A 20,539-nucleotide genomic window follows, 5' to 3' on the forward strand; every position below is an offset into this window, starting at 1 on the left:
TTCTTTTTCAGCAACGGCTTCAGGAATCGGCCGGTATGCGATTCCGGCATCTCGGCGACCTGCTCCGGCGTGCCCTGCGCGATGATCTGGCCGCCGCGGTGGCCGCCTTCCGGGCCGAGGTCGACGATCCAGTCGGCGGTCTTGATCACGTCCAGGTTGTGTTCGATCACCACCACGGTGTTGCCGTCGTCGCGCAGCTTGTGCAGGATGCCGAGCAGATGGTCGATGTCGTGGAAGTGCAGGCCGGTGGTCGGCTCGTCGAGGATGTACAGGGTACGGCCGGTGTCGCGCCGCGACAGCTCCTTGGACAGCTTGACGCGCTGCGCCTCGCCGCCGGACAGCGTGGTGGCGGACTGGCCGAGTTTGATGTAGCTCAGCCCGACGTCGACCAGGGTCTCCAGCTTGCGCGCCAACGTCGGCACCGGCTTGAACAGCTCGAGCGCGTCCTCGACCGTCATCTCCAGCACGTCGTGGATCGAGTTGCCCTTGTACAGGATGTCGAGCGTCTCGCGGTTGTAGCGCTTGCCGTGGCAGACGTCGCAGGGCACGTACACGTCGGGCAGGAAGTGCATCTCGACCTTGATCAGGCCATCGCCCTGGCAGGCCTCGCAACGGCCGCCGCGCACGTTGAAGCTGAAGCGCCCCGGCGAATAGCCGCGGGCGCGGGCCTCCGGCACCTGCGCGAACAGCTCACGCAGCGGCGTGAACAGGCCGGTGTAGGTGGCCGGGTTGGAGCGCGGCGTGCGCCCGATCGGCGACTGGTCGATGTCGACCACCTTGTCGAACAGCTCGACGCCCTCGATCGAAGCATATGGCGCGACGGTATGCGAGGCGCCGTTCAGTTCGTTGGCCACGATCGGGAACAGGGTGTCGTTGATCAGGGTCGACTTGCCCGAGCCGGACACGCCGGTGATGCAGGTCAGCAGCCCGGCGTGCAGGGTCAGGTCGACGTCCTTCAGGTTGTTGCCGCGCGCGCCCTTGAGCGTCAGGCGCATGCGCGGATTGGGCTTGGTGCGCGTTTCCGGCAGCTCGATGGCCTTCTTGCCGGACAGGTAGTCGGCGGTCAGCGAGCCCTTGCTCTTCAGGATGTCCTTCAGCGTGCCTTGCGCGATGACGTGGCCGCCGTGCACGCCGGCGCCGGGGCCGATGTCGACGATGTGGTCGGCCAGACGGATGGCGTCCTCGTCGTGTTCGACCACGATCACGGTGTTGCCCAGATCGCGCAGTCGGGTCAGGGTGCCGAGCAGGCGTTCGTTATCGCGCTGGTGCAGGCCGATCGAGGGTTCGTCCAACACGTACATCACGCCGACCAGGCCGGCGCCGATCTGCGAGGCCAGCCGGATGCGCTGGGCTTCGCCGCCGGACAGGGTGTCGGCCTTGCGTTCCAGGCTCAGGTAGTCCAGGCCGACGTCCATCAGGAAGCGCAGCCGCTCATGGATCTCCTTCACGATCTTGGCGGCGATCTCGCCGCGCCAACCGGCGATGTTGAGCTCGGTGAAGAAGCGCGCGCAGGCGTCGATCGGCAGGCGGCTGATTTCGGTCAGGTTCTTGCCGCCGACCAGCACGTGCCGGGCCGAGCGGTTCAAGCGCGCGCCTTGGCATTCGGGGCACTCGCGCATCGACACGAACTTGCCGAGTTCCTCGCGCACCGCCTGCGATTCGGTTTCCTTGTAGCGGCGCTCCAGGTTCGGGATGATGCCCTCGAATGCGTGCTTGCGCACCGTCCGGCCGCCGGCTTCGGTGAGATAGGTGAACGCGATGTGCTGCTCGCCGCTGCCGAACAGCACGGCCTGCCGGGTGCTTTCCTCCAACTCGTTCCAGGGCGTGTCCGGATCGAAGCCGTAGTGCTTGGCCAACGAGTGGATCAGCTGGAAGTAGTAGGCGTTGCGCCGGTCCCAGCCGCGGATGGCGCCGGCCGCCAGGCTGAGCTCGGGGTGCAGCACCACTTTCGCCGGATCGAAGAACTGCGCCACGCCCAGGCCGTCGCAGGCGTTGCAGGCGCCCATCGGCGCGTTGAACGAAAACAGGCGCGGTTCCAGTTCGGTCAGCGAGTAATCGCAGATCGGGCAGCTGTATTTGGAGGAAAACAGGATGCCGGGCGCGTCCGGCTCGTCCATCGCGGCCAGTTCGGCGCTGCCGTCGCCCAGCTTCAGCGCGGTCTCGAAGCTCTCGGCCAGGCGCTGTTTCAGGTCCGGGCGCGGCTTGAAGCGGTCGATCACCGCGTCGATGCTGTGCTTCTGGCGCAGGGCCAGCGGCGGCACGTCGTCCAGTTCGTACAGCACGCCGTCGACCCGGGCGCGCACGAAGCCCTGCGCGCGCAGCTGGTCGAACACCTGCATGTGCTCGCCCTTGCGGTCCTTGATCACCGGCGCCAGCAGCATGAAGCGCTTGTCCGGATCCTGGGCCAGGGTCTGGTCGACCATCTGGCTGACGGTCTGGGCGCTGAGCGGGTAGTTGTGGTCCGGGCAGTGCGGGGTGCCGACCCGCGCGAACAGCAGGCGCAGGTAGTCGTGGATCTCGGTGATGGTGCCGACCGTGGAGCGCGGATTGTGCGAGGTCGACTTCTGTTCGATCGAAATCGCCGGCGACAGGCCCTCGATGTGGTCCAGGTCCGGCTTCTCCATCACGCTCAGGAACTGCCGGGCGTAGGACGACAGCGACTCGACATAACGGCGCTGGCCCTCGGCGTAGATGGTGTCGAACGCCAGCGAGCTCTTGCCGGAGCCGGACAGGCCGGTGATCACGATCAGCTTGTCCCGGGGCAGGTCGAGATCGATGTTCTTGAGGTTGTGGGTGCGGGCGCCGCGGATCCGGATGAAGTCCATCATAGGGGGTCGAATAGGCCGGGAAATCGATCATCCAGTCTATCAGGAAGCGGGGTGGCCGCCAAAGCCTGAACGGGGCCTGAGTCCGGGCGACCGCCGACCCGCAACCGGGGCAGGGCAAGACCCGGAAAAGCCCCTTAGTGCTTGACGCAACGGGCCTTTTGGCCGATAATTCCGCTTCTGGGCTTCGACCAAAGTCCAGGTTCCACCCAATAACTACAGAGGAATCCAGGTCATGTACGCAATCATTGTTACCGGCGGTAAGCAATACCGCGTGATGAACGGCGAAGTGCTGCGCGTCGAGAAGCTCGATGCCGAAGCCGGCGCCAACGTCGAAATCAACGAAGTCCTGCTGGTCGGCAACGGCGACAGCGTCACCGTCGGCACCCCGACCGTGGCCGGCGCCAAAGTCACCGCGACCGTGAAGTCCCACGGCCGTCTGGACAAGATCCGCATCGTGAAGTTCCGCCGCCGCAAGCACCATCGCAAGCAGATGGGACACCGCCAGCACTTCACCGAAATCCAAATCACCGGCATCACCGCCTAAGACCGAGGAGAACACGTCATGGCATCGAAAAAAGGCGTAGGCTCGACCCGCAACGGCCGAGACTCCAACCCGAAATACCTGGGCGTCAAGATCTACGGCGGCCAAGCGATCGAAGCGGGCAACATCATCATCCGCCAGCGCGGCACGGAATTCCACCGTGGCGCCAACGTCGGCATGGGCCGCGACCACACCCTGTACGCCCTGGTCGACGGCACCGTCGACTTCTCCGTGAAAGGCCCGAAAAAGCGCCGCACGGTGAGCGTGGTCCCGGCCGAATAAGCCGCTTTCCGCGCCTCCGAGAAACCCCGCCGCGGCGGGGTTTTTCATTGACGCCACTGTTCCAGGAGAACCGACATGAAATTCGTTGACGAAGCGGTCATCACCGTCACGGCCGGCAACGGCGGCAACGGCTGCATCAGCTTCCGCCGCGAGAAGTTCATTCCGCTCGGCGGCCCGGACGGCGGCGACGGCGGCGACGGCGGCAGCGTCTGGCTGCAGGCCGACGAGAACCTGAACACCCTGGTCGATTTCCGCCATGAACGCTACTTCAAGGCCCAACGCGGCCAGAACGGCATGGGCCGGCAGATGTTCGGCAAGGCCGGCGAGGACATCACCATCAAGGTGCCGGTCGGCACCGAGGTGATCAACGTCGCCACCGACGAGATCATCGGCGACCTGACCGAGCACGGCGCGCGCCTGCTGGTGGCGCAGGGCGGCGAGGGCGGCAAGGGCAACGTGCACTACAAGAGTTCGGTCAACCGGGCGCCGCGCAAGGCCGGCACCGGCACCCCGGGCGAAGAGCGCGAAATCCGGCTGGAGATGAAGCTGCTGGCCGATGTCGGCCTGCTCGGCTTCCCGAACGCCGGCAAGAGCACGTTCATCCGCGCGGTCTCGGCCGCCACCCCGAAAGTGGCCGACTATCCGTTCACCACCCTGCACCCGAACCTGGGCGTGGTCAGCGTCGAAGTCGCGCGCAGCTTCGTGATCGCCGACATCCCCGGCCTGATCGAGGGCGCCGCCGACGGCGCCGGCCTGGGCAGCCTGTTCCTGCGCCACGTGCAGCGCACCCGCCTGCTGCTGCATCTGGTCGACATGGCGCCGTTCGACGAGTCCATCGACCCGGCGCAGCAGGTCCGCGCCATCGAGGACGAGCTGCGCAAGTACGATCCCGACATGCTGGACAAGCCGCGCTGGCTGGTGCTGAACAAAGGCGATCTGCTGGACGACGACGAACGCACTGCGCGTGCCGAGGCGATCATCAAGGCCTTGGACTGGAAAGAACCCTGGTTCACGGTCTCGGCCATCGGCCGCGAGGGCACCTGGCCGATCATGCTGAAGATCCAGCAGTTCTTCGACGACCAGAAGCAGGCCGCGCTGGAAGCGGCGGAAGACGTGGCCGAACGCGGCAAGATGGGTCTTTGAGCCGGATTCCGCAACGCATGACGAAAGCGGCCCACGGGCCGCTTTTTTCATCCCCTTGCCGGACGGACACAAAAAAACCGGCCGAGGCCGGTTTTTTCAGCGCGTCAAGCGGGCATCAGGCCGATTTCAGGGCCTTGATGTGCGCGCTCAGGCGGCTCTTGTGGCGGGCGGCCTTGTTCTTGTGGATCAGGCCACGCGAGGAGTAGCGGTCCAGAACCGGCACGGCGCTGACGTACGCGGCTTCGGCGGCGGCGACATCCTTGGTTTCCAGGGCCTTGACGACCTTCTTGACCAGGGTGCGCAGCATCGAACGGTGGCTGGTGTTGCGCGCGTTACGGACGAGGGTCTGCTTGGCGCGTTTTTTGGCGGATTTGATATTGGCCACAGCGGGCTCCTGAAATACGGGGTGGAAAGTAGCACTAAAGGCTGAAAATTATGGCAGAAAATCCGCGATGCGTCAATAATGTCCGCTGTCCAGGCATTCAGCAACGGGTGGAACGGGTGGCAAAACACGGGTTACTGCGCTCCACCGCCGTTTTCGGCGCGATGACCTTCCTGTCGCGCATCGCCGGCTTCGTCCGGGACATGCTGCAGGCCAGCCTGTTCGGCACCGGGGCGGCGGTCAGCGCGTTCGTGGTGGCCTACCGGATTCCCAACTACCTGCGCCGGATCTTCGCCGAGGGCTCGTTCTCCTCGGCTTTCGTGCCAGTGCTGTCGGAACTGCGCGAAAAGGGCGACGAGGCCGCCATCCAGGACTTCCTCGACCATATCGCCGGCGCGCTGCTGGCGGCCGTGCTGTTGGTGACCGCCCTGGGCATCGCGCTGTCGCCCTGGCTGGCGCGGCTGTTCCTGCTGATGGCCGAGCAGGATTCGGAGCTGGTGACCCTGACCGCTTCGATGATGCGCATCACCTTCCCGTACCTGGCTTTCATCTCGATGGTGGCGCTGGCCGGCTCGGTGATGAACAGCCTGCGCCATTTCGGCCTGCCGGCCTTCATTCCGGTGCTGCACAACCTGGCCATCATCCTGGCCATGCTGGTGCTGGCGCGCTATTTCGAGGTGCCGGCCTATGCCTTGGCCTGGGGCGTGTTCTTGGCCGGTCTGCTGCAGTTCTGCGTGATGTGGCCGGCGCTGGCGCGCTTCGGGGTGCGGCCGAAGCTCAAGCTCGACGTCCGCCATCCCGGCGTGCGGCGGGTGTTCGGCCTGATGCTGCCGACCATCTTCTCGTCCTCGGTGGCGCAGCTGAACCTGTTGGTCGGCACCGTGTTCGCCTCGGCGCTGGTGGCCAACGCGCAGAGCTGGCTGTACTACTCGGACCGCCTGACGGAGTTCCCGCTTGGCCTGTTCGGCGTCGCCATCGGCACCGTGATCCTGCCGCATCTCTCCCGCCAGCATGCGGCCGAGAACCGCGAGGGCTACAACCATGCGCTCGATTGGGGCATGAAGATGGTCTGCCTGGTCGGCATCCCGGCCGCGGTCGGCCTGGTGGCCTTGGCCGAACCGTTGTGCGCCACGCTGTTCCAGTACCACAAGTTCACCGCCGCCGACACCCGCATGGTGGCCGCGGCGGTCTCGGCGATGAGCGTCGGCATCCCGGCGTTCATGCTGTCGAAAGTGCTGCTGCCGGCGTTCTATGCCCGCCAGGACACGCGCACGCCGATGAAGGTGGCGGTCTGGACGGTGCTGGTCAACGTCGTGCTGATTTCGGTCTTCGTCACTGTTTTGCGCCTGTCCGGTTCGGCCTACGGCCATATCGGCATCGCTTTCGCCACCGCCTTGGCCGGCATCTTCAACGCCGTCGTGCTGTTGCTGCTGTTGCGACGCGAGGGCCTGTACCGCGGCGAGGCCGGCTGGTCAGCCTGGCTGTGGCGCATCGCCTTGGCCTGCGCGGTGATGGTGGCCGTGGTGTTGCCGATCCGGCTCTGGGTCGGCGACTGGGGCGCCTTGGTCTGGTGGCAACGGCTGGCCTGGCTGATGGCCGCGGTCGCCGCCGGCGGCGCGGCCTATGGCGCGGTGCATGCGGCCTTCGGCCTGCGATTGCGCCATTTGCGTGAAGTTTGAGCCCGGGAACCGCTATAATTCAAGGTCTATGACCGTCTTATTCCGGGATTTCTCAGGGCCGACCGTCTGCCCGGGCGGCAGCGTGGTCTGCATCGGTGCCTTCGATGGCCTGCATCGCGGCCATCAGCATCTGTTGGCGGAAGCGCGCGCCTTGGCTGACGCCGAGGACCTCGAGCTGGTGGTGCTCAGCTTCGAGCCTTTGCCGCGCGAGTTCTTCGGTCGCGATAATCCGCCGCCGCGCCTGATCCGCGCCCGGCAGAAATTCCGCCGCCTGCGCGCGCTCGGCGCCGACGCCGTCGGCTTGCTGCGCTTCAATCAGGCCATGGCCGACACCTCGGCCGAGGATTTCATCGCCGAGCTGCTGGTCAAGCGCCTGCAGGCCCAGCATGTGCTGGTCGGCCCGGACTTCTTCTTTGGCAAGGGCCGCCGCGGCGATCTGGCGATGCTGCAACGCGCCGGCGCGGACCATGGCTTCGAAGCGCGCGGCGTCGAGCCGCAGGTGCACGGCGGCGAACGCATTTCCAGTTCGCTGGTCCGCGCCGACCTGCAGGCCGGCCGCCTGGACGCGGCGCATGAAAAACTCGGCGCGCCGTACTGCATCGAGGGCAAGGTGGTGCGCGGCCAGCAGTTGGGCCGAACGCTCGGCTACCCGACCGCCAACATCCGCCTGCAGGGCCGCAAGCCGGCGCTGATGGGCATCTACGCGACCTGGATCCACGGCGTCGGCGATGCGCCGATGCCGGGCGTGTCCAGCCTCGGCACCCGGCCGACGGTGAACGGGCGCGAACCGCTGCTGGAGGCGCACCTGTTCGACTTCGACGGCGACCTGTACGGCAAATGCCTGCGCGTGGAGTTCGTGCGCAAGCTGCGGGACGAGGAAAAATTCGATGGCCTCGATGCGCTGGTCGCCCAGATGCATCGGGATGCCGAACACGCGCGCGCCGTGCTGGCGCGCACAACCCAGGGAGAGTGTGCGTGAGCGCGCCGGAAAACGGAAAAGACTACAAGGGCACCATCAACCTGCCGGAAACGGCGTTCGCCATGCGCGGCGACCTTCCCAAGCGCGAACCGGGCACGCTGGCTGGTTGGCAACGCGACGGCCTGTACGCCAAGGTGCGCGCCCGCAACGCCGGCAAGCCGGCGTTCATCCTGCACGACGGCCCGCCGTACGCCAACGGCAGCATCCACATCGGGCACGCGGTCAACAAGGTGCTCAAGGACATCGTGGTCAAGTCCAAGTTGATGGCCGGCTTCGACGCGCCGTACGTGCCGGGTTGGGACTGCCACGGCCTGCCGATCGAGCTGGCGGTGGAGAAGAAGTTCGGCAAAGTCGGCGTCAAGCTCGACGCCACCCAGTTCCGCGAGAAATGCCGCGAATACGCCGCCGAGCAGATCGCCGGCCAGTCGCGCGACTTCCAGCGCCTGGGCGTGCTGGGCGCGTGGGATAAACCGTACCGCACCATGGATTTCGCCTTCGAGGCCGAGATGCTGCGCGCCTTGGCCAAGATCGTCGAACGCGGCCATCTGGCGCGCGGCGTGAAGCCGGTGCACTGGTGCTTCGACTGCGGTTCGGCCTTGGCCGAGGCCGAGATCGAATACGCCGACAAGACCTCGCCGACGGTCGATGTGGCCTATGCCGCGGTCGATCCGGAGGCGGTGGCCAAGGCCTTCGGCGTCGACTCCGCCGAACCGGTCGCAGTGCCGATCTGGACCACCACGCCCTGGACACTGCCGGCCAGCATGGCCGTTACCCTCGGTCCGGAGCTCGAGTACGTGCTGGTGCGCGGGCCGCAGGGTCTGCTGGTGCTGGCCGAGGCGCTGGCCGAGTCGGCCCTGCAGCGCTACGGCGTGGAATCCGTCGAGATCCTCGGCCGCGCGCCCGGCGCCGCGCTGGAACACCAGATGCTGCAGCATCCGTTCTACGCGCGCCGCGTGCCGGTGATCCTCGGCGAGCACGTCACCACCGACGCCGGCACCGGCGCCGTGCACACCGCGCCCGGCCACGGCCAGGAAGACTTCGCGGTCGGCCAGAAATACGGCATCGAAACGGTCAACCCGGTCGACGGCAAGGGCGTGTACCTGCCGAACACCGAACTGTTCGCGGGCCAGCACATCTGGAAGGCCAACGACGCCATCGTCGAGCTGCTGCGCGAACGCGGCGTGCTGCTGGCGTCCTCGAAACTGAGCCACAGCTACCCGCACTGCTGGCGGCACAAGACGCCGGTGGCGTTCCGCGCCACGCCGCAGTGGTTCATCTCGATGCAGCAGGCCGGCCTGCGCGATGACGCGCTGAAGGCCATCGACGGCGTGCGCTGGATTCCCGATTGGGGCCAGGCCCGCATCAAGGGCATGATCGACGGCCGCCCGGACTGGTGCATCTCGCGCCAGCGCACCTGGGGCGTGCCGATCGCGCTGTTCGTCGACAAACTCAGCGGCGAGCCGCATCCCGATTCGGTGGCGCTGATGCGCAAAGCGGCCGATCTGGTCGCCGAACGCGGCATCGACGCCTGGTTCGGACTCGAGCCGGAAACGCTGCTCGGCGCGGATGCCGCGAAGTACGACAAGATCACCGACATCCTCGACGTCTGGTTCGATTCCGGCGTGACCCATCAGGCGGTGTTGGCCGCGCGTCCGGAAGACGGCTTGGCCAAACCGGCCGATCTCTATCTGGAAGGTTCGGACCAGCACCGCGGCTGGTTCCAGAGCTCGTTGCTGACCGGCGTGGCGATGGACGGTGCGGCGCCTTACCGGCAGGTGCTGACGCACGGCTTCACCGTCGACGCCCAGGGCCGCAAGATGTCGAAGTCGGTTGGCAACGTAGTCGAGCCGCAGAAGGTGATCGACGCGCTCGGCGCCGACGTGCTGCGCCTGTGGATCGCCAGCACCGACTACCGCAACGAGATGTCGGTGTCCGACGACATCCTCAAGCGCAGCGCCGATTCCTACCGCCGCATCCGCAACACCGCGCGCTTCCTGCTCGGTAATTTGGACGGCTTCGATCCGGCCGCGCACCGCGTGGCCGCCGGCGACTGCCTGCTGCTCGACCGCTGGGCCATGGCCAAGGCGCGCCAGCTGCATGAGCGCGTGGCCCAGGCCTATGCCGACTACGACTTCGCGCGCGTGGTGGCGATGCTGCAGAACTTCTGCACCAACGAAATGGGCGCGCTGTATCTCGACGTCACCAAGGACCGGCTGTACACCATGCCGACCGGCAGCCTCGGCCGGCGCTCGGCGCAGTCGGCCGTGTACGCCATCGTGCAGGTGCTGGTGCGCGCGTTGGCACCGATCCTCAGCTTCACCGCCGAGGAGATCTGGCAGCACATCCCCGGCGCCAAGGCCGAGAGCGTGTTCCTGGAAGACAACGCCGCCATCGACGCCCTGTTGCCGCCGGATGGCGCGTATCTGGACGCCGACGGCGACGCCATGGCGCAACTGCTGTCGATGCGCGATGCGGTCAGCAAGGTGCTGGAGCCGATGCGCGCCGACGGCCGCATCGGTGCCGCGCTGCAGGCCGAGGTCACGGTGTACGCCGATGACGCGCCGCTGGCCGGCGAGCCCGGCATCGCCGACGAATACCGGTTCCTGTTCATCACCTCGGGCTTGACCATCCGTCCGCTGGCTGAGGCCGGCGGCGATGCGGTAGCCATCGACGGTGTGCCGTTCAAGGTCCGCGCCGAGGTCTCCGGGCACGGCAAGTGCGTGCGTTGCTGGCATTATCGCGACAGCGTGGGCAAGGACGCCGAAGACCCCGAGCTGTGCGACCGCTGCATCGACAACGTGCGCGGCGCCGGCGAGACCCGGAGGTACTTCTGATGGCCGCCAAACCCAACGCCTTGCCATGGCTCGGGCTGTCGGCCGCGATCATCGCGCTCGATTGGCTGAGCAAGCAGTGGGCGCTGTCGGCGTTGCGCTTCCGCGAGCCGGTCGAGGTGGTGGCCGGCTTCTGGAACTGGACGCTGGTGCACAACACCGGCGCCGCCTTCAGCTTCCTGGCCGACGCCGGCGGCTGGCAGCAGTGGCTGTTCAGCGGCCTGGCGGTGGTAATCTCCGGTTTCTGCGTGCACATGCTGGCCAAGACCGCGCGCGCCGATTGGCGCACGGCCTTGCCGTTGGCGCTGATCGTCGGCGGCGCGCTCGGCAACCTGATCGACCGCGTGCGTTACGGCTATGTGGTCGATTTCGTGCACTGGTACTGGCGCGATTTCCACTGGCCGGTATTCAATCTGGCCGACGCCGCGATTTCGGTGGCGGCGGTGCTGCTGGTGCTGACCGGCCTGTTGCCGCAACGCAAGGAGACAGCCGAATGAACATCATCCTGGCCAATCCGCGCGGCTTCTGCGCCGGCGTCGACCGCGCCATCGAGATCGTCAACCGCGCGCTGGAAACCCTGGGTGCGCCGATCTACGTGCGCCACGAAGTGGTGCACAACCGCTTCGTGGTCGATGACCTGCGCGCGCGCGGCGCGGTGTTCGTCGAGGAGCTGGACGAGGTGCCGGCCGGCGCCACGGTCATCTTCAGCGCGCATGGCGTGTCGCAGGCGGTACGCCGCGAAGCCGAAGCCCGCGGCCTGAAGGTGTTCGACGCCACCTGTCCGCTGGTGACCAAGGTGCATATCGAGGTCACCCGCCATTGCCGCGCTGGCCGCGACGTGGTGCTGATCGGCCATGCCGGCCATCCGGAAGTGGAGGGCACCATGGGCCAGTGGTCGAGCCAGGGCGCGCAAGGCAACATCTATCTGGTCGAGAACGTGGCCGACGCCGAGGCGCTGCAGGTCAGCCAGCCGGACCATTTCGCGTTCACCACCCAGACCACGCTGTCGGTCGACGAGACCCGCGACGTCATCGCCGTGCTGCGCCGCCGTTTCCCGAACATCCAGGGTCCGCGCCACGACGACATCTGCTACGCCACCCAGAACCGCCAGGACGCCGTGCGCGAACTGGCCAGCCAGTGCGATCTGGTGTTCGTGGTCGGTTCGGTCAACAGCTCCAACTCCAACCGCCTGCGCGAGCTGGCCGAGGTCAACGGCGCCCGCGCCTACCTGATCGACGGCGCGCAGGACATCCGCCCCGAATGGCTGCAAGGCGCGCAGCGGATCGGCGTCACCGCCGGCGCGTCCGCGCCGGAAGTGCTGGTGCAGGGCGTCATCGCGCACCTGCAGGCGCTCGGCGCCGACGGCGTGCGCGAGCTGGACGGCGAGCCGGAGGACATGGTGTTCGCCCTGCCCAAGGAGCTGCGCGTCAAGTTGGTGGACTGAGCTTCATTGCCTTGCACCGGCAAACCCCGTAAAATTGGCGTCACGCCGGAATAGCTCAGTCGGTAGAGCGGCGCATTCGTAATGCGTAGGTCGGAGGTTCGATTCCTCTTTCCGGCACCACATCCAAACCCGCTTCGGCGGGTTTTTTGTCCGCGCTGGGCTTAGAATAGCGGCATCGCTCCCGTACGGAATCCTCATGGCCGGCTCCAGCCTGTTCGCCCTGATCGACGACATCGCCACCTTGCTCGACGACGTGTCGGTGATGACCAAGGTCGCCGCCAAGAAGACCGCCGGCGTGCTCGGCGACGACCTGGCGCTGAACGCCAACCAGGTCAGCGGCGTCAACGCCGACCGCGAACTGCCGGTTGTCTGGGCGGTGTGCAAGGGCTCCTTCGTCAACAAACTCGTGCTGGTGCCGGCGGCGTTGCTGATCAGCGCCTTCGTGCCCTGGCTGATCGTGCCGCTGCTGCTGCTCGGCGGCGCGTTCCTGTGTTTCGAGGGCGCCGAGAAGTTGGTGCACCGCTTCCTGCACCGTCCGGATGAGGACGATGCGCAGCGCCAGGCGCTGATCGAGGCGGTCAGTAATCCGAGCGTGGATCTGGTGCAGTTCGAGAAGGACAAGATCAAGGGCGCCGTCCGCACCGACTTCATCCTGTCGGCCGAGATCATCGTGATCAGCCTCGGCGCCGTGGCCGATAAATCGCTGTCGGTGCAGATCGGTGCCCTGTCGGCTATCGCCGTGCTGATGACGGTCGGCGTGTACGGCTTGGTCGCGGGCATCGTTAAGCTCGACGACGCCGGTCTGTACCTCAATGCCCGCGCGTCCGGCGCCGTGCGCGGCGCGGGCCGTTTCCTGCTGTGGCTGGCGCCGAAGCTGATGAAGTTCCTGTCGGTCGCCGGCACCGCCGCCATGTTCCTGGTCGGCGGCGGCATCCTGACCCACAACGTGTCGCTGCTGCATCATGTATTGGAAGCCGCCGGTCAAGCCGTGCCGGCGTTGGCCTGGCTGCTGCCGTCGCTGCTGAACGCCTTGTTCGGCATCTTGCTGGGTTTGGTTGTTGTCGCGCTGCTCGCGCTGTACGGTCGAGTCTTCGGCAAACGCGCCGCCGCCCACTGAGATTCCTATGGCCCTGAGCAAATCCAAAGCCGGCAAGACCAAATCCGCCTATGTCTGCAACGAGTGCGGCGCTTCCTACGGCCAATGGCAGGGGCAGTGCGGCGATTGCGGGCAGTGGAACACGCTGTCTGAAATCGTGCTGAGCGCCGCGGCCGGCGCCAAACAGGTGCGCACCGGGTACGCCGGTGCGGCCGAATCGCACATCACCGCGCTGAAGGAAGTCTCCGATGAAAACCAGACGCGCCTGCACACCGGCCTGAACGAGCTCGACCGCGTGCTCGGCGGCGGTTTGGTGGAAGGCTCGGTGGTGTTGATCGGCGGCGATCCGGGCATCGGCAAATCCACGCTGCTGCTGCAGGCCATGGCCGCGATGGCCGCCTCGCAGAAGGCGCTGTACATCAGCGGCGAGGAAAGCCTGGGGCAGGTCGCCGGCCGTGCCAAGCGGCTGGGACTGGCGCTCGATCATCTGCAGGCGCTGGCAGAAACCTCGGTCGAAAAGATCCTGGCGCATTGCCAGCAGGCCAAGCCGCGCATCCTGGTCGCCGATTCGATCCAGACCCTGTGGAGCGAACAACTCACCGCCGCGCCGGGCTCGGTCAGCCAGGTGCGCGAATGCGCGGCGCGTCTGGTGCGCTACGCCAAGGAGACCGGCACCTCGGTGTTCCTGGTCGGCCACGTCACCAAGGAGGGCGGCATCGCCGGCCCGCGCGTGCTCGAGCACATGGTCGACGCGGTGCTGTATTTCGAGGGCGAAAGCGGCTCGCGCTTCCGCATCCTGCGCGCGTTCAAGAACCGCTTCGGCGCGGTCAACGAACTCGGCGTGTTCGCCATGGCCGACAAGGGCCTGAAGGAAGTCGCCAATCCCTCCGCCATCTTCCTGTCCGGCCATAGCCAGAGCGCGCCGGGCTCGGTGGTGCTGGTCACCCGCGAGGGTACGCGGCCGCTGCTGGTGGAAGTGCAGGCGCTGGTCGATCAATCCCCGCTCGGCAATCCGCGCCGGGTCACGCTCGGTCTGGAGCAGAACCGCCTGGCCATGCTGCTGGCGGTCATGCACCGGCATGGCGGCATCGGCGTCTCCGACCAGGACGTGTTCGTCAACGTGGTCGGCGGCATCCGCGTGCAGGAAACCGCGGCCGATCTGCCCACGCTGCTGGCGGTGCTGTCCTCGCTGAAGGACCGCCCGCTGGCGGAAAAGACCGTGGCGTTCGGCGAAGTGGGGCTGTCGGGCGAAATCCGCCCGGTACCGAACGGCGAGGAGCGCCTGAAGGAAGCCGCCATGCACGGCTTCAAGCGCGCCATCGTGCCGAAGGCCAACGCGCCCAAGCGCGGCCAGTTCGGCGATTTGGAAGTGATCGCCGTGGAACGGCTGATGGATGCGCTACAGGCGGCGTTTTAGCAAAGACTATTCTGTTGGCCGTTAATTGACTCGGCCACATATAAGTCGCCGTCGTCTTTCGGGAAAATACTATGCCATTTCCCCGCCTTGCAACGCCTTCTGACATGTTGGGAGAATTGCACGGAGTCTTTCAAGTTTCCCCTTCGCTTATTGCAGCATTGGCAAGCTGCAGCGATATTGGCGCGATTGGTTTTTCCTCCGAGGCTTTTGGGTAGCACGTGCTCTGCCGTGCATAAAAAGGCCATTGCTTGCCTCAAGGTAATTTGAGATTCCCGAGCGAATTTATCAGGGTTTTCGAGCCAGATTCGCTGTTTGCAGTATAGGCAGCGACCATTTTGGCTTTGATAAGCAGCGCGTTTGAGTTTGGCTTGTTTGGTCATGTGGGCTCCGATATTGGATTGAGCGCACATAGCGCGACTCAATCGGGAGCCAGTGACCAATAGTCAACTGGACCAACGCTTCTACTGAAGAAGTTGGCTTGCTCTAAGCAACTGGGATGTAATTTATTTCGAAATCCACGGCATTGTCAATGCGCGTCGCCGCCGGCTTAATTGATGGATTTGAAGCAAAGATGCAAATTTAGGGGCGCTGGTCAGTTCTTCTGAAGCAACAGTTCCAACACGAACTTCGAGCCGAAGAACGCCAGCGCCAACAGAGTGGCGGCGCCCAGCGTCCAATGCACGGCGCGGCGGCCGCGCCAGCCGTAGCGAACTCGGCCGATCAACAGCACGGAAAGTGCCAGCCAGCTCAGCGCGGTCAGCACCGTCTTGTGCCACAGGTTCTGCGCCAGCATGTCCTGCACGAACAGCACGCCGCTGACCAAGGTCAGGCTCATCAGCAGCCAAGTGCCGCCGAGCGTCTTGAACAGCAGATGTTCGGTCTGCACCAGCGGCGGCAGCGCGCCCAGCCAGGATTGCAGATGGCGGCGGCGCAGGGCGCGGTCCTGTAGCCAATACAGCACGGCCAGCAAAGTGGCGATGGACAGAGCGGCATAGGCCAGCAACGCGAAGCCAGCGTGCAGCTCCAGGCGCCAATCCAGCAGGTTCGGGCGGTGCACGCCCCATGCGGCGTTGGCCAGCAGCGACAGCGCGGCGATCGGATACACCAGCACGCCGAGTGCCGACAGCTGCCGGCGCGCGGTCAGCAGCGCGGTGATGGCGGCCATGGCCAGCGCCACCCACGACAGGGCGGCGAAGAAATGCAGGTCGGGGCCGTCGTTTTCGCGCCAGTACAGGAATTGCACGCATCCGTGCGCCACCAGCGCGACGGCGGCCAAGGCCTGGGGGATGCCGCCGTGCAGCCCCGTGCGCTGGCGCAGCACCCAGAACAGGGCGGACAGTCCGTAGGCGAGCAGGGCGGCGAGGGTGGCGGTTTCGACGGTCATGCGCAACAGTTTGGCATAGATTGCCGGCGCCACGCCACGCCCGGGGCGGCGTCCGGCCGGCGGGCGTATAATGGCGGGCTGAAACGAGGAATCGCCCCATGTTCGAATCGCTGACCCAACGCCTGTCCGGAACCCTGCAGCGCCTGCGCGGCAAGGGCCGGCTGACCGAAGACAACATCAAGGACTCGCTGCGCGAGGTCCGCATCGCGTTGCTCGAGGCCGATGTTGCGTTGCCGGTGGTGATGGCGCTGATCGAGCGCATCAAAGCGCGCGCGGTCGGCCAGGAAGTGCTGACCAGCCTGACCCCGGGCCAGGCCTTGGTGAAGGTGGTACACGACGAGCTGGCCGCGGTCATGGGCGCGCAGGCGGTCGAGCTGAACCTGAACGTGCCGGCGCCGGCGGTGATCCTGATGGCCGGCCTGCAGGGCGCGGGCAAGACCACCACGGTCGGCAAGCTGGCCAAGTTCCTCAAGGAAAAGCGCAAGAAGAAGGTGATGGTGGTCAGTTGCGACGTGCACCGTCCGGCCGCCATCGCCCAGCTGGAATCCCTGGCCAAGCAGGTCGGTGTGGTGTTCTACCCGAGCCGGGCCGAGCAGTCGCCGGTCGACATCGCCCGCGCCTGCCTGGACGAGGCGCGCAAGACCTATATGGACGTGGTGCTGGTCGACACCGCCGGCCGTCTGGCGATCGACGCCGCGATGATGGCCGAGATCCAACAACTGCATGCCGCGGTCAATCCGGTCGAGACCCTGTTCGTGGTCGATGCCATGACCGGCCAGGACGCCGCCAACACCGCCAAGGCGTTCAGCGACGCGCTGCCGCTGACCGGCGTGGTGCTGACCAAGACCGACGGCGACGCCCGCGGCGGCGCCGCGCTGTCGGTGCGCCACATCACCGGCCAGCCGATCAAGTTCATCGGCGTCGGCGAGAAGCCGGACGGCTTGGACGTGTTCCATCCCGAGCGCGCCGCCAGCCGCATCCTGGACATGGGCGACGTGCTCAGCCTGGTCGAGCAGGTGCAATCGCAGGTCGACCATGAAAAAGCCGCGAAACTGGCCGAAAAGGTCGCCAAGGGCAAGAAATTCGACCTGAACGACATGCGCGAGCAGTTCGTGCAGATGCAGAACATGGGCGGCCTGTCCGGCCTGATGGACAAACTGCCGGGCATGGCGCAGATCCCCGACCACGTCAAAAACCAGGTCACCGGCAAGGAAATGCCGCGCATGATCGCCATCATCAACTCGATGACCCCGCGCGAACGGCGCAATCCGGGCTTGCTCAACGGCTCGCGTCGGGCCCGCATCGCCCGCGGCTCAGGCACCACCCCGGCCGACGTCAACCGCCTGCTCAAGCAGTACCAGCAGATGGAGTCGATGATGTCCAAGCTGTCGCGCGGGGGCATGAAGGGCATGATGCGCGGGCTGAAGGGCATGATGGGCGGCTTCCCCGGCGGCTTCGGCGGCCGTTAAGCCGGCCGGCTTTCCAAGCGCCCCGATTGCGGCTATAATATCGGGCTAGCCGAGGCCTTGCGGCCCCGATTCCACCCAGAACTACAGAGCAAAGAATACTTATGGTCAAGATCCGACTGACCCGCGGCGGCGCCAAGAAGAGCCCGTTCTACCACATCGTGGTGACCGATCAGCGCAACAAGCGCGACGGCCGCTCCATCGAGCGCGTGGGTTACTACAACCCGGTCGCGCGCGGCAACGAGAAGCGCTTCGAGCTGAACACCGAACGCGTCAACCATTGGGTTTCCCACGGCGCCCAGCTGACCGAAAAGGTCCGCGCGCTGGTCAAGGAAGCCTCGAGCCAGGCCGCCGCCTGAGCCTTTCCTCGCGGCCATGACGCGAGGATCCGACATGACTCCGGAGCGCCGCATCCTCATCGGCAGGATGCTCGGCGCTTTTGGTGTGTCCGGCGAGATGAAGTGCCAGAGCTTCGCCGATCCGGAAAGCCAGTTGCTGAAATACCGGCCGATTATCCTCAGCCATAACGGCAGCGAGCGCGTCATCAAGCAGCTGAAGGGGCGGGTGACCGCCAAGGGCCTGGTGGTGCGCCTGCCCGACATCGCCGACCGCGACGCGGCCCAGGCCCTGCACGGCGCCGAGTTGTGGATCGTCCGCAGCCAGTTGCCGCCGTCCAAGCCGGGCGAATACTACTGGATCGACCTCGAGGGCCTGCGCGTGCGCAACCGCGAGGGCGTCGAGTTCGGCACCGTTTCGCACCTGTTCGAGACCCCCGGCAACCCGGTGATGGTGGTGCAGGGCGAGCGCGAGCGTCTGATTCCGTTCCTGCTCGAGCGCTTCGTCGATTCGGTCGACCTCGACGCCGGCGAGATCGTGGTCGACTGGGACGCCGATTTCTGATGCGTTTCGACGTCATCACCCTGTTTCCCGAATCGTTCCGCCAATGCCTGCAGATCGGCGTGGTCGGGCGCGCGTTCGAGCGCGGCCTGGCGCGGCTGGAGGTCTGGAACCCGCGCGATTTCACCCACGATAACTACCGCCGCATCGACGAACGCCCGTTCGGCGGCGGACCGGGCATGGTGATGATGGTCGACCCGCTGCAGGAATGCCTGCAGGCGGCGCGCGCCGCGGATGCCGCGCCGGCGCGGGTGATCTACCTGAGCCCGCAGGGCCGGCCGTTCACCCAGGCCAAGGCCCGCGAGTTGGCGGCCTTGCCACGCCTGATCCTGTTGGCCGGCCGCTACGAGGGCGTCGACCAGCGCTTTCTCGACGCCCAAGTGGATGAAGAAATCTCGATCGGCGATTTCGTACTGTCCGGCGGCGAGCTGCCGGCCGCGACGGTGATCGACGCCGTGGTCCGGCTGTTGGACGGCGTGCTGAACGACGCCGATTCCGCCACGCAAGACAGCTTCGAGGACGGTCTGCTGGATTGCCCGCATTACACCCGCTCCGAGTCCCTGGGCACCGATGGCGTGCCGGCCGAACTGCTGTCCGGCAACCACGCCCTGATCGCCCGCTGGCGGCGCAAGCAAAGCCTGGGCCAAACCTGGCTGAAACGCCCGGATTTGCTGGCCTTGGCCGAGCTGTCCAAGGCCGACCTTGCCCTGCTGGCCGAGTTCCAAGCTGAACAGGCCGCCGATTTGCCGGAAAAAGCCGGAAACCCCTAGTCAAATCCCGAACTTCCACGCTATAATGAGCGGCTAAACACGCCGAGAGGCGTCCCCAAGAACGACAGAATCGTGGTGTCCTATGAACCTCCTGCAAAAATTCGAAGCCGAACAAATCACCCGCCAGCTGCCTGAATTCGGCCCCGGCGACACCGTCGTGGTCAACGTCAAGGTCAAGGAAGGCAACCGTGAGCGCGTGCAAGCCTACGAAGGCGTGGTCATCGCGATCAAGAGCCGCGGCCTGAACTCGGCCTTCACCGTGCGCAAGATCTCGCACGGCTTCGGCGTCGAGCGCGTGTTCCAGACCCACAGCGCCGCCATCGACTCGGTCACCGTCAAGCGCCGCGGCGATGTGCGCCAGGGCAAGCTGTACTACCTGCGCGACCTGGAAGGCAAGAAAGCCCGCATCAAGGAAGACCTCAGTTACGGCAAAAAAGCCTAAGCTTTCTTCCCGAGATTCCGCCAACGGCCGCTTCTGCGGCCGTTCGCGTTTAGAGCCCGATGAACACCGAAAGCGAAACCCTCAGCGAAGTCCGCGCCGACATCTGGTTGTGGGCCGCGCGCTTCTTCAAGACCCGAAGCCTGGCCAAGCAGGCGCTGGCCGGCGGCAAGGTGCAGGTCGGCGGCCAGGCCATCAAGCCTTCGCGCATGCTGCGCGTCGGCGACGCGCTGAGCGTGACGCGCGCCAATGAACTGTACGAGATCACCGTGCGCGGGCTGAGCGAGCAGCGTGGCCCGGCGCCGGTGGCGCAGGCGTTGTATGCCGAATCCGAAGCCTCGCGCCTGAAGCGCGAAAGCGAACGCGAGCTCAAGCGCCTGGCCAACGCCGGCTACCGGCCGCCGCAAAGCAAGCCCGATAAACGCGCCCGCCGCCTGATCCAGGCGCTCGGCGACCTCGACGCGCTCTGATCAGTCCGCCTCGCCGCCGGCATAGATCGGCAATTCCGGATTGCGCCGGAACTCGAAGATCAGGTGCGTCTCGATATGCGCCACTTCCTCGCGTTGGGTGAACGCCGCCAATTCGAAGTCGCGCAGATGGCGGGTGTCGCGTACGCCCACGTGCACCAGAAAATCGTCCTTGCCGGCCACGTGGTAGAACGCCAGCACTTCCGGCAACTGCCGCAGGTGCGCTTGGAAGGCTTCCAGCGAATCGCGCGAATGCCGGGTCATGCGGATCGCCACCATCGCCTGCAGACCGATGCCGATGGCCAGGGGCGCCACTTCGGCGTGGTAGCCGAGGATCACTTTCGCTTCATGCAGCTTGCGTACGCGCTCGAGCGCGGTCGACGGCGCGATCTGCGCACGTTCGGCCAGATCCTTGTTCGGCATCCGCGCATTGTTCCGCAGCAGGCGCAGAATCCGGCGGTCGATTCGGTCAAGTTCCATTTTCCGGCCTTTTG

At 66.1% G+C, this 20,539-nt stretch carries 20 protein-coding genes, 1 tRNA gene and 1 pseudogene; 17 read left to right on the forward strand and 5 right to left on the reverse strand.

Going from position 1 to position 20,539, the window contains the following annotated elements:
• Window positions 1-8: 8 nt before the first annotated feature.
• Window positions 9-2,825, reverse strand: a pseudogene (gene uvrA / locus IEV56_RS06210) (excinuclease ABC subunit UvrA); the annotation flags it as partial.
• Window positions 2,826-3,060: 235 nt separating this feature from the next.
• Here uvrA and rplU point away from each other — a divergent pair.
• The 3 genes from rplU to cgtA all read left to right on the forward strand — a co-directional run bounded on the left by rplU (window position 3,061) and on the right by cgtA (window position 4,794).
• On the forward strand, window positions 3,061-3,372 hold the full coding sequence (gene rplU, locus IEV56_RS06215; RefSeq protein ID WP_188448872.1) for a 50S ribosomal protein L21: 312 nt from the start codon (window positions 3,061-3,063) through the stop codon (window positions 3,370-3,372).
• Between the two features lie 18 nt (window positions 3,373-3,390).
• Window positions 3,391-3,651 carry a 50S ribosomal protein L27 gene (rpmA, locus tag IEV56_RS06220; RefSeq protein WP_188448874.1) on the forward strand — a complete coding sequence of 87 codons (261 nt, stop codon included), beginning with the start codon at window positions 3,391-3,393 and terminating at the stop codon, window positions 3,649-3,651.
• A 75-nt stretch (window positions 3,652-3,726) separates the two neighbouring features.
• Complete coding sequence (gene cgtA / locus IEV56_RS06225; RefSeq protein ID WP_188448876.1) at window positions 3,727-4,794, forward strand: Obg family GTPase CgtA; 1,068 nt, start codon at window positions 3,727-3,729, stop codon at window positions 4,792-4,794.
• Window positions 4,795-4,909: 115 nt separating this feature from the next.
• Here the strand turns inward: cgtA and rpsT are convergent, their stop codons facing one another.
• A complete protein-coding gene (gene rpsT, locus IEV56_RS06230) occupies window positions 4,910-5,179 on the reverse strand; it encodes a 30S ribosomal protein S20 (RefSeq protein ID WP_188448878.1) in 270 nt (89 codons plus the stop codon).
• A gap of 50 nt (window positions 5,180-5,229) precedes the next feature.
• Here rpsT and murJ point away from each other — a divergent pair, with 50 nt between their 5' ends.
• From murJ to radA, 8 genes are all read left to right on the forward strand, one after another.
• Window positions 5,230-6,855 (forward strand): murein biosynthesis integral membrane protein MurJ, encoded by a 1,626-nt coding sequence (murJ, locus tag IEV56_RS06235; protein WP_188448879.1) that lies wholly within the window; start codon window positions 5,230-5,232, stop codon window positions 6,853-6,855.
• A 28-nt stretch (window positions 6,856-6,883) separates the two neighbouring features.
• The gene (locus IEV56_RS06240; protein ID WP_188448881.1) at window positions 6,884-7,834 is read left to right on the forward strand and encodes a bifunctional riboflavin kinase/FAD synthetase; all 951 of its coding nucleotides are present in this window, start codon (window positions 6,884-6,886) and stop codon (window positions 7,832-7,834) included.
• Window positions 7,835-7,896: 62 nt separating this feature from the next.
• Window positions 7,897-10,668 (forward strand): isoleucine--tRNA ligase, encoded by a 2,772-nt coding sequence (ileS, locus tag IEV56_RS06245; protein ID WP_229730212.1) that lies wholly within the window; start codon window positions 7,897-7,899, stop codon window positions 10,666-10,668.
• On the forward strand, window positions 10,668-11,162 hold the full coding sequence (gene lspA, locus IEV56_RS06250) for a signal peptidase II (RefSeq protein ID WP_188448885.1): 495 nt from the start codon (window positions 10,668-10,670) through the stop codon (window positions 11,160-11,162). The genes ileS and lspA overlap by 1 nt, the downstream gene beginning before the upstream one ends.
• Complete coding sequence (gene ispH / locus IEV56_RS06255; protein WP_188448887.1) at window positions 11,159-12,109, forward strand: 4-hydroxy-3-methylbut-2-enyl diphosphate reductase; 951 nt, start codon at window positions 11,159-11,161, stop codon at window positions 12,107-12,109. Before lspA ends, ispH begins: the two co-directional genes overlap by 4 nt.
• 44 nt (window positions 12,110-12,153) lie before the next feature.
• Window positions 12,154-12,229, forward strand: a tRNA-Thr gene (locus tag IEV56_RS06260).
• Window positions 12,230-12,305: 76 nt separating this feature from the next.
• The gene (locus tag IEV56_RS06265) at window positions 12,306-13,226 is read left to right on the forward strand and encodes a DUF808 domain-containing protein (RefSeq protein ID WP_188448889.1); all 921 of its coding nucleotides are present in this window, start codon (window positions 12,306-12,308) and stop codon (window positions 13,224-13,226) included.
• Window positions 13,227-13,233: 7 nt separating this feature from the next.
• Window positions 13,234-14,622, forward strand: coding sequence for a DNA repair protein RadA (gene radA / locus IEV56_RS06270; RefSeq protein WP_188448891.1), 1,389 nt, complete (start codon window positions 13,234-13,236; stop codon window positions 14,620-14,622).
• Here the strand turns inward: radA and IEV56_RS06275 are convergent.
• Both IEV56_RS06275 and IEV56_RS06280 read right to left on the reverse strand, forming a co-directional pair.
• Complete coding sequence (locus IEV56_RS06275; protein WP_188448893.1) at window positions 14,619-15,002, reverse strand: HNH endonuclease; 384 nt, start codon at window positions 15,000-15,002, stop codon at window positions 14,619-14,621. The two genes, radA and IEV56_RS06275, sit on opposite strands and share 4 nt — an antisense overlap.
• Window positions 15,003-15,214: 212 nt before the next feature.
• Entirely contained in the window at window positions 15,215-16,006 is a 792-nt protein-coding gene (locus IEV56_RS06280) for a cytochrome C assembly family protein (protein WP_188448895.1), read from the reverse strand.
• Between the two features lie 98 nt (window positions 16,007-16,104).
• Here IEV56_RS06280 and ffh point away from each other — a divergent pair, with 98 nt between their 5' ends.
• The 6 genes from ffh (at window position 16,105) to IEV56_RS06310 (ending at window position 20,048) form a co-directional block, all read left to right on the forward strand.
• Window positions 16,105-17,475 carry a signal recognition particle protein gene (gene ffh / locus IEV56_RS06285; RefSeq protein WP_188448897.1) on the forward strand — a complete coding sequence of 457 codons (1,371 nt, stop codon included), beginning with the start codon at window positions 16,105-16,107 and terminating at the stop codon, window positions 17,473-17,475.
• Window positions 17,476-17,576: 101 nt separating this feature from the next.
• On the forward strand, window positions 17,577-17,831 hold the full coding sequence (rpsP, locus tag IEV56_RS06290) for a 30S ribosomal protein S16 (RefSeq protein WP_188448899.1): 255 nt from the start codon (window positions 17,577-17,579) through the stop codon (window positions 17,829-17,831).
• 34 nt (window positions 17,832-17,865) lie between these two features.
• Window positions 17,866-18,372, forward strand: a complete 507-nt coding sequence (rimM, locus tag IEV56_RS06295) for a ribosome maturation factor RimM (RefSeq protein ID WP_188448901.1) — start codon at window positions 17,866-17,868, stop codon at window positions 18,370-18,372.
• Window positions 18,372-19,139, forward strand: a complete 768-nt coding sequence (trmD, locus tag IEV56_RS06300) for a tRNA (guanosine(37)-N1)-methyltransferase TrmD (RefSeq protein ID WP_188448903.1) — start codon at window positions 18,372-18,374, stop codon at window positions 19,137-19,139. The genes rimM and trmD overlap by 1 nt, the downstream gene beginning before the upstream one ends.
• A gap of 82 nt (window positions 19,140-19,221) precedes the next feature.
• The gene (gene rplS / locus IEV56_RS06305; RefSeq protein WP_188448905.1) at window positions 19,222-19,581 is read left to right on the forward strand and encodes a 50S ribosomal protein L19; all 360 of its coding nucleotides are present in this window, start codon (window positions 19,222-19,224) and stop codon (window positions 19,579-19,581) included.
• A 59-nt stretch (window positions 19,582-19,640) separates the two neighbouring features.
• Entirely contained in the window at window positions 19,641-20,048 is a 408-nt protein-coding gene (locus IEV56_RS06310; protein ID WP_188448907.1) for an RNA-binding S4 domain-containing protein, read from the forward strand.
• Here the strand turns inward: IEV56_RS06310 and IEV56_RS06315 are convergent, their stop codons facing one another.
• Window positions 20,049-20,525, reverse strand: coding sequence for an Lrp/AsnC family transcriptional regulator (locus IEV56_RS06315; protein ID WP_188448909.1), 477 nt, complete (start codon window positions 20,523-20,525; stop codon window positions 20,049-20,051). It lies immediately after the preceding gene.
• Between the last annotated feature and the right edge of the window lie 14 nt (window positions 20,526-20,539).

This window comes from Arenimonas maotaiensis, assembly GCF_014638745.1.
GTDB lineage: Bacteria > Pseudomonadota > Gammaproteobacteria > Xanthomonadales > Xanthomonadaceae > Arenimonas > Arenimonas maotaiensis.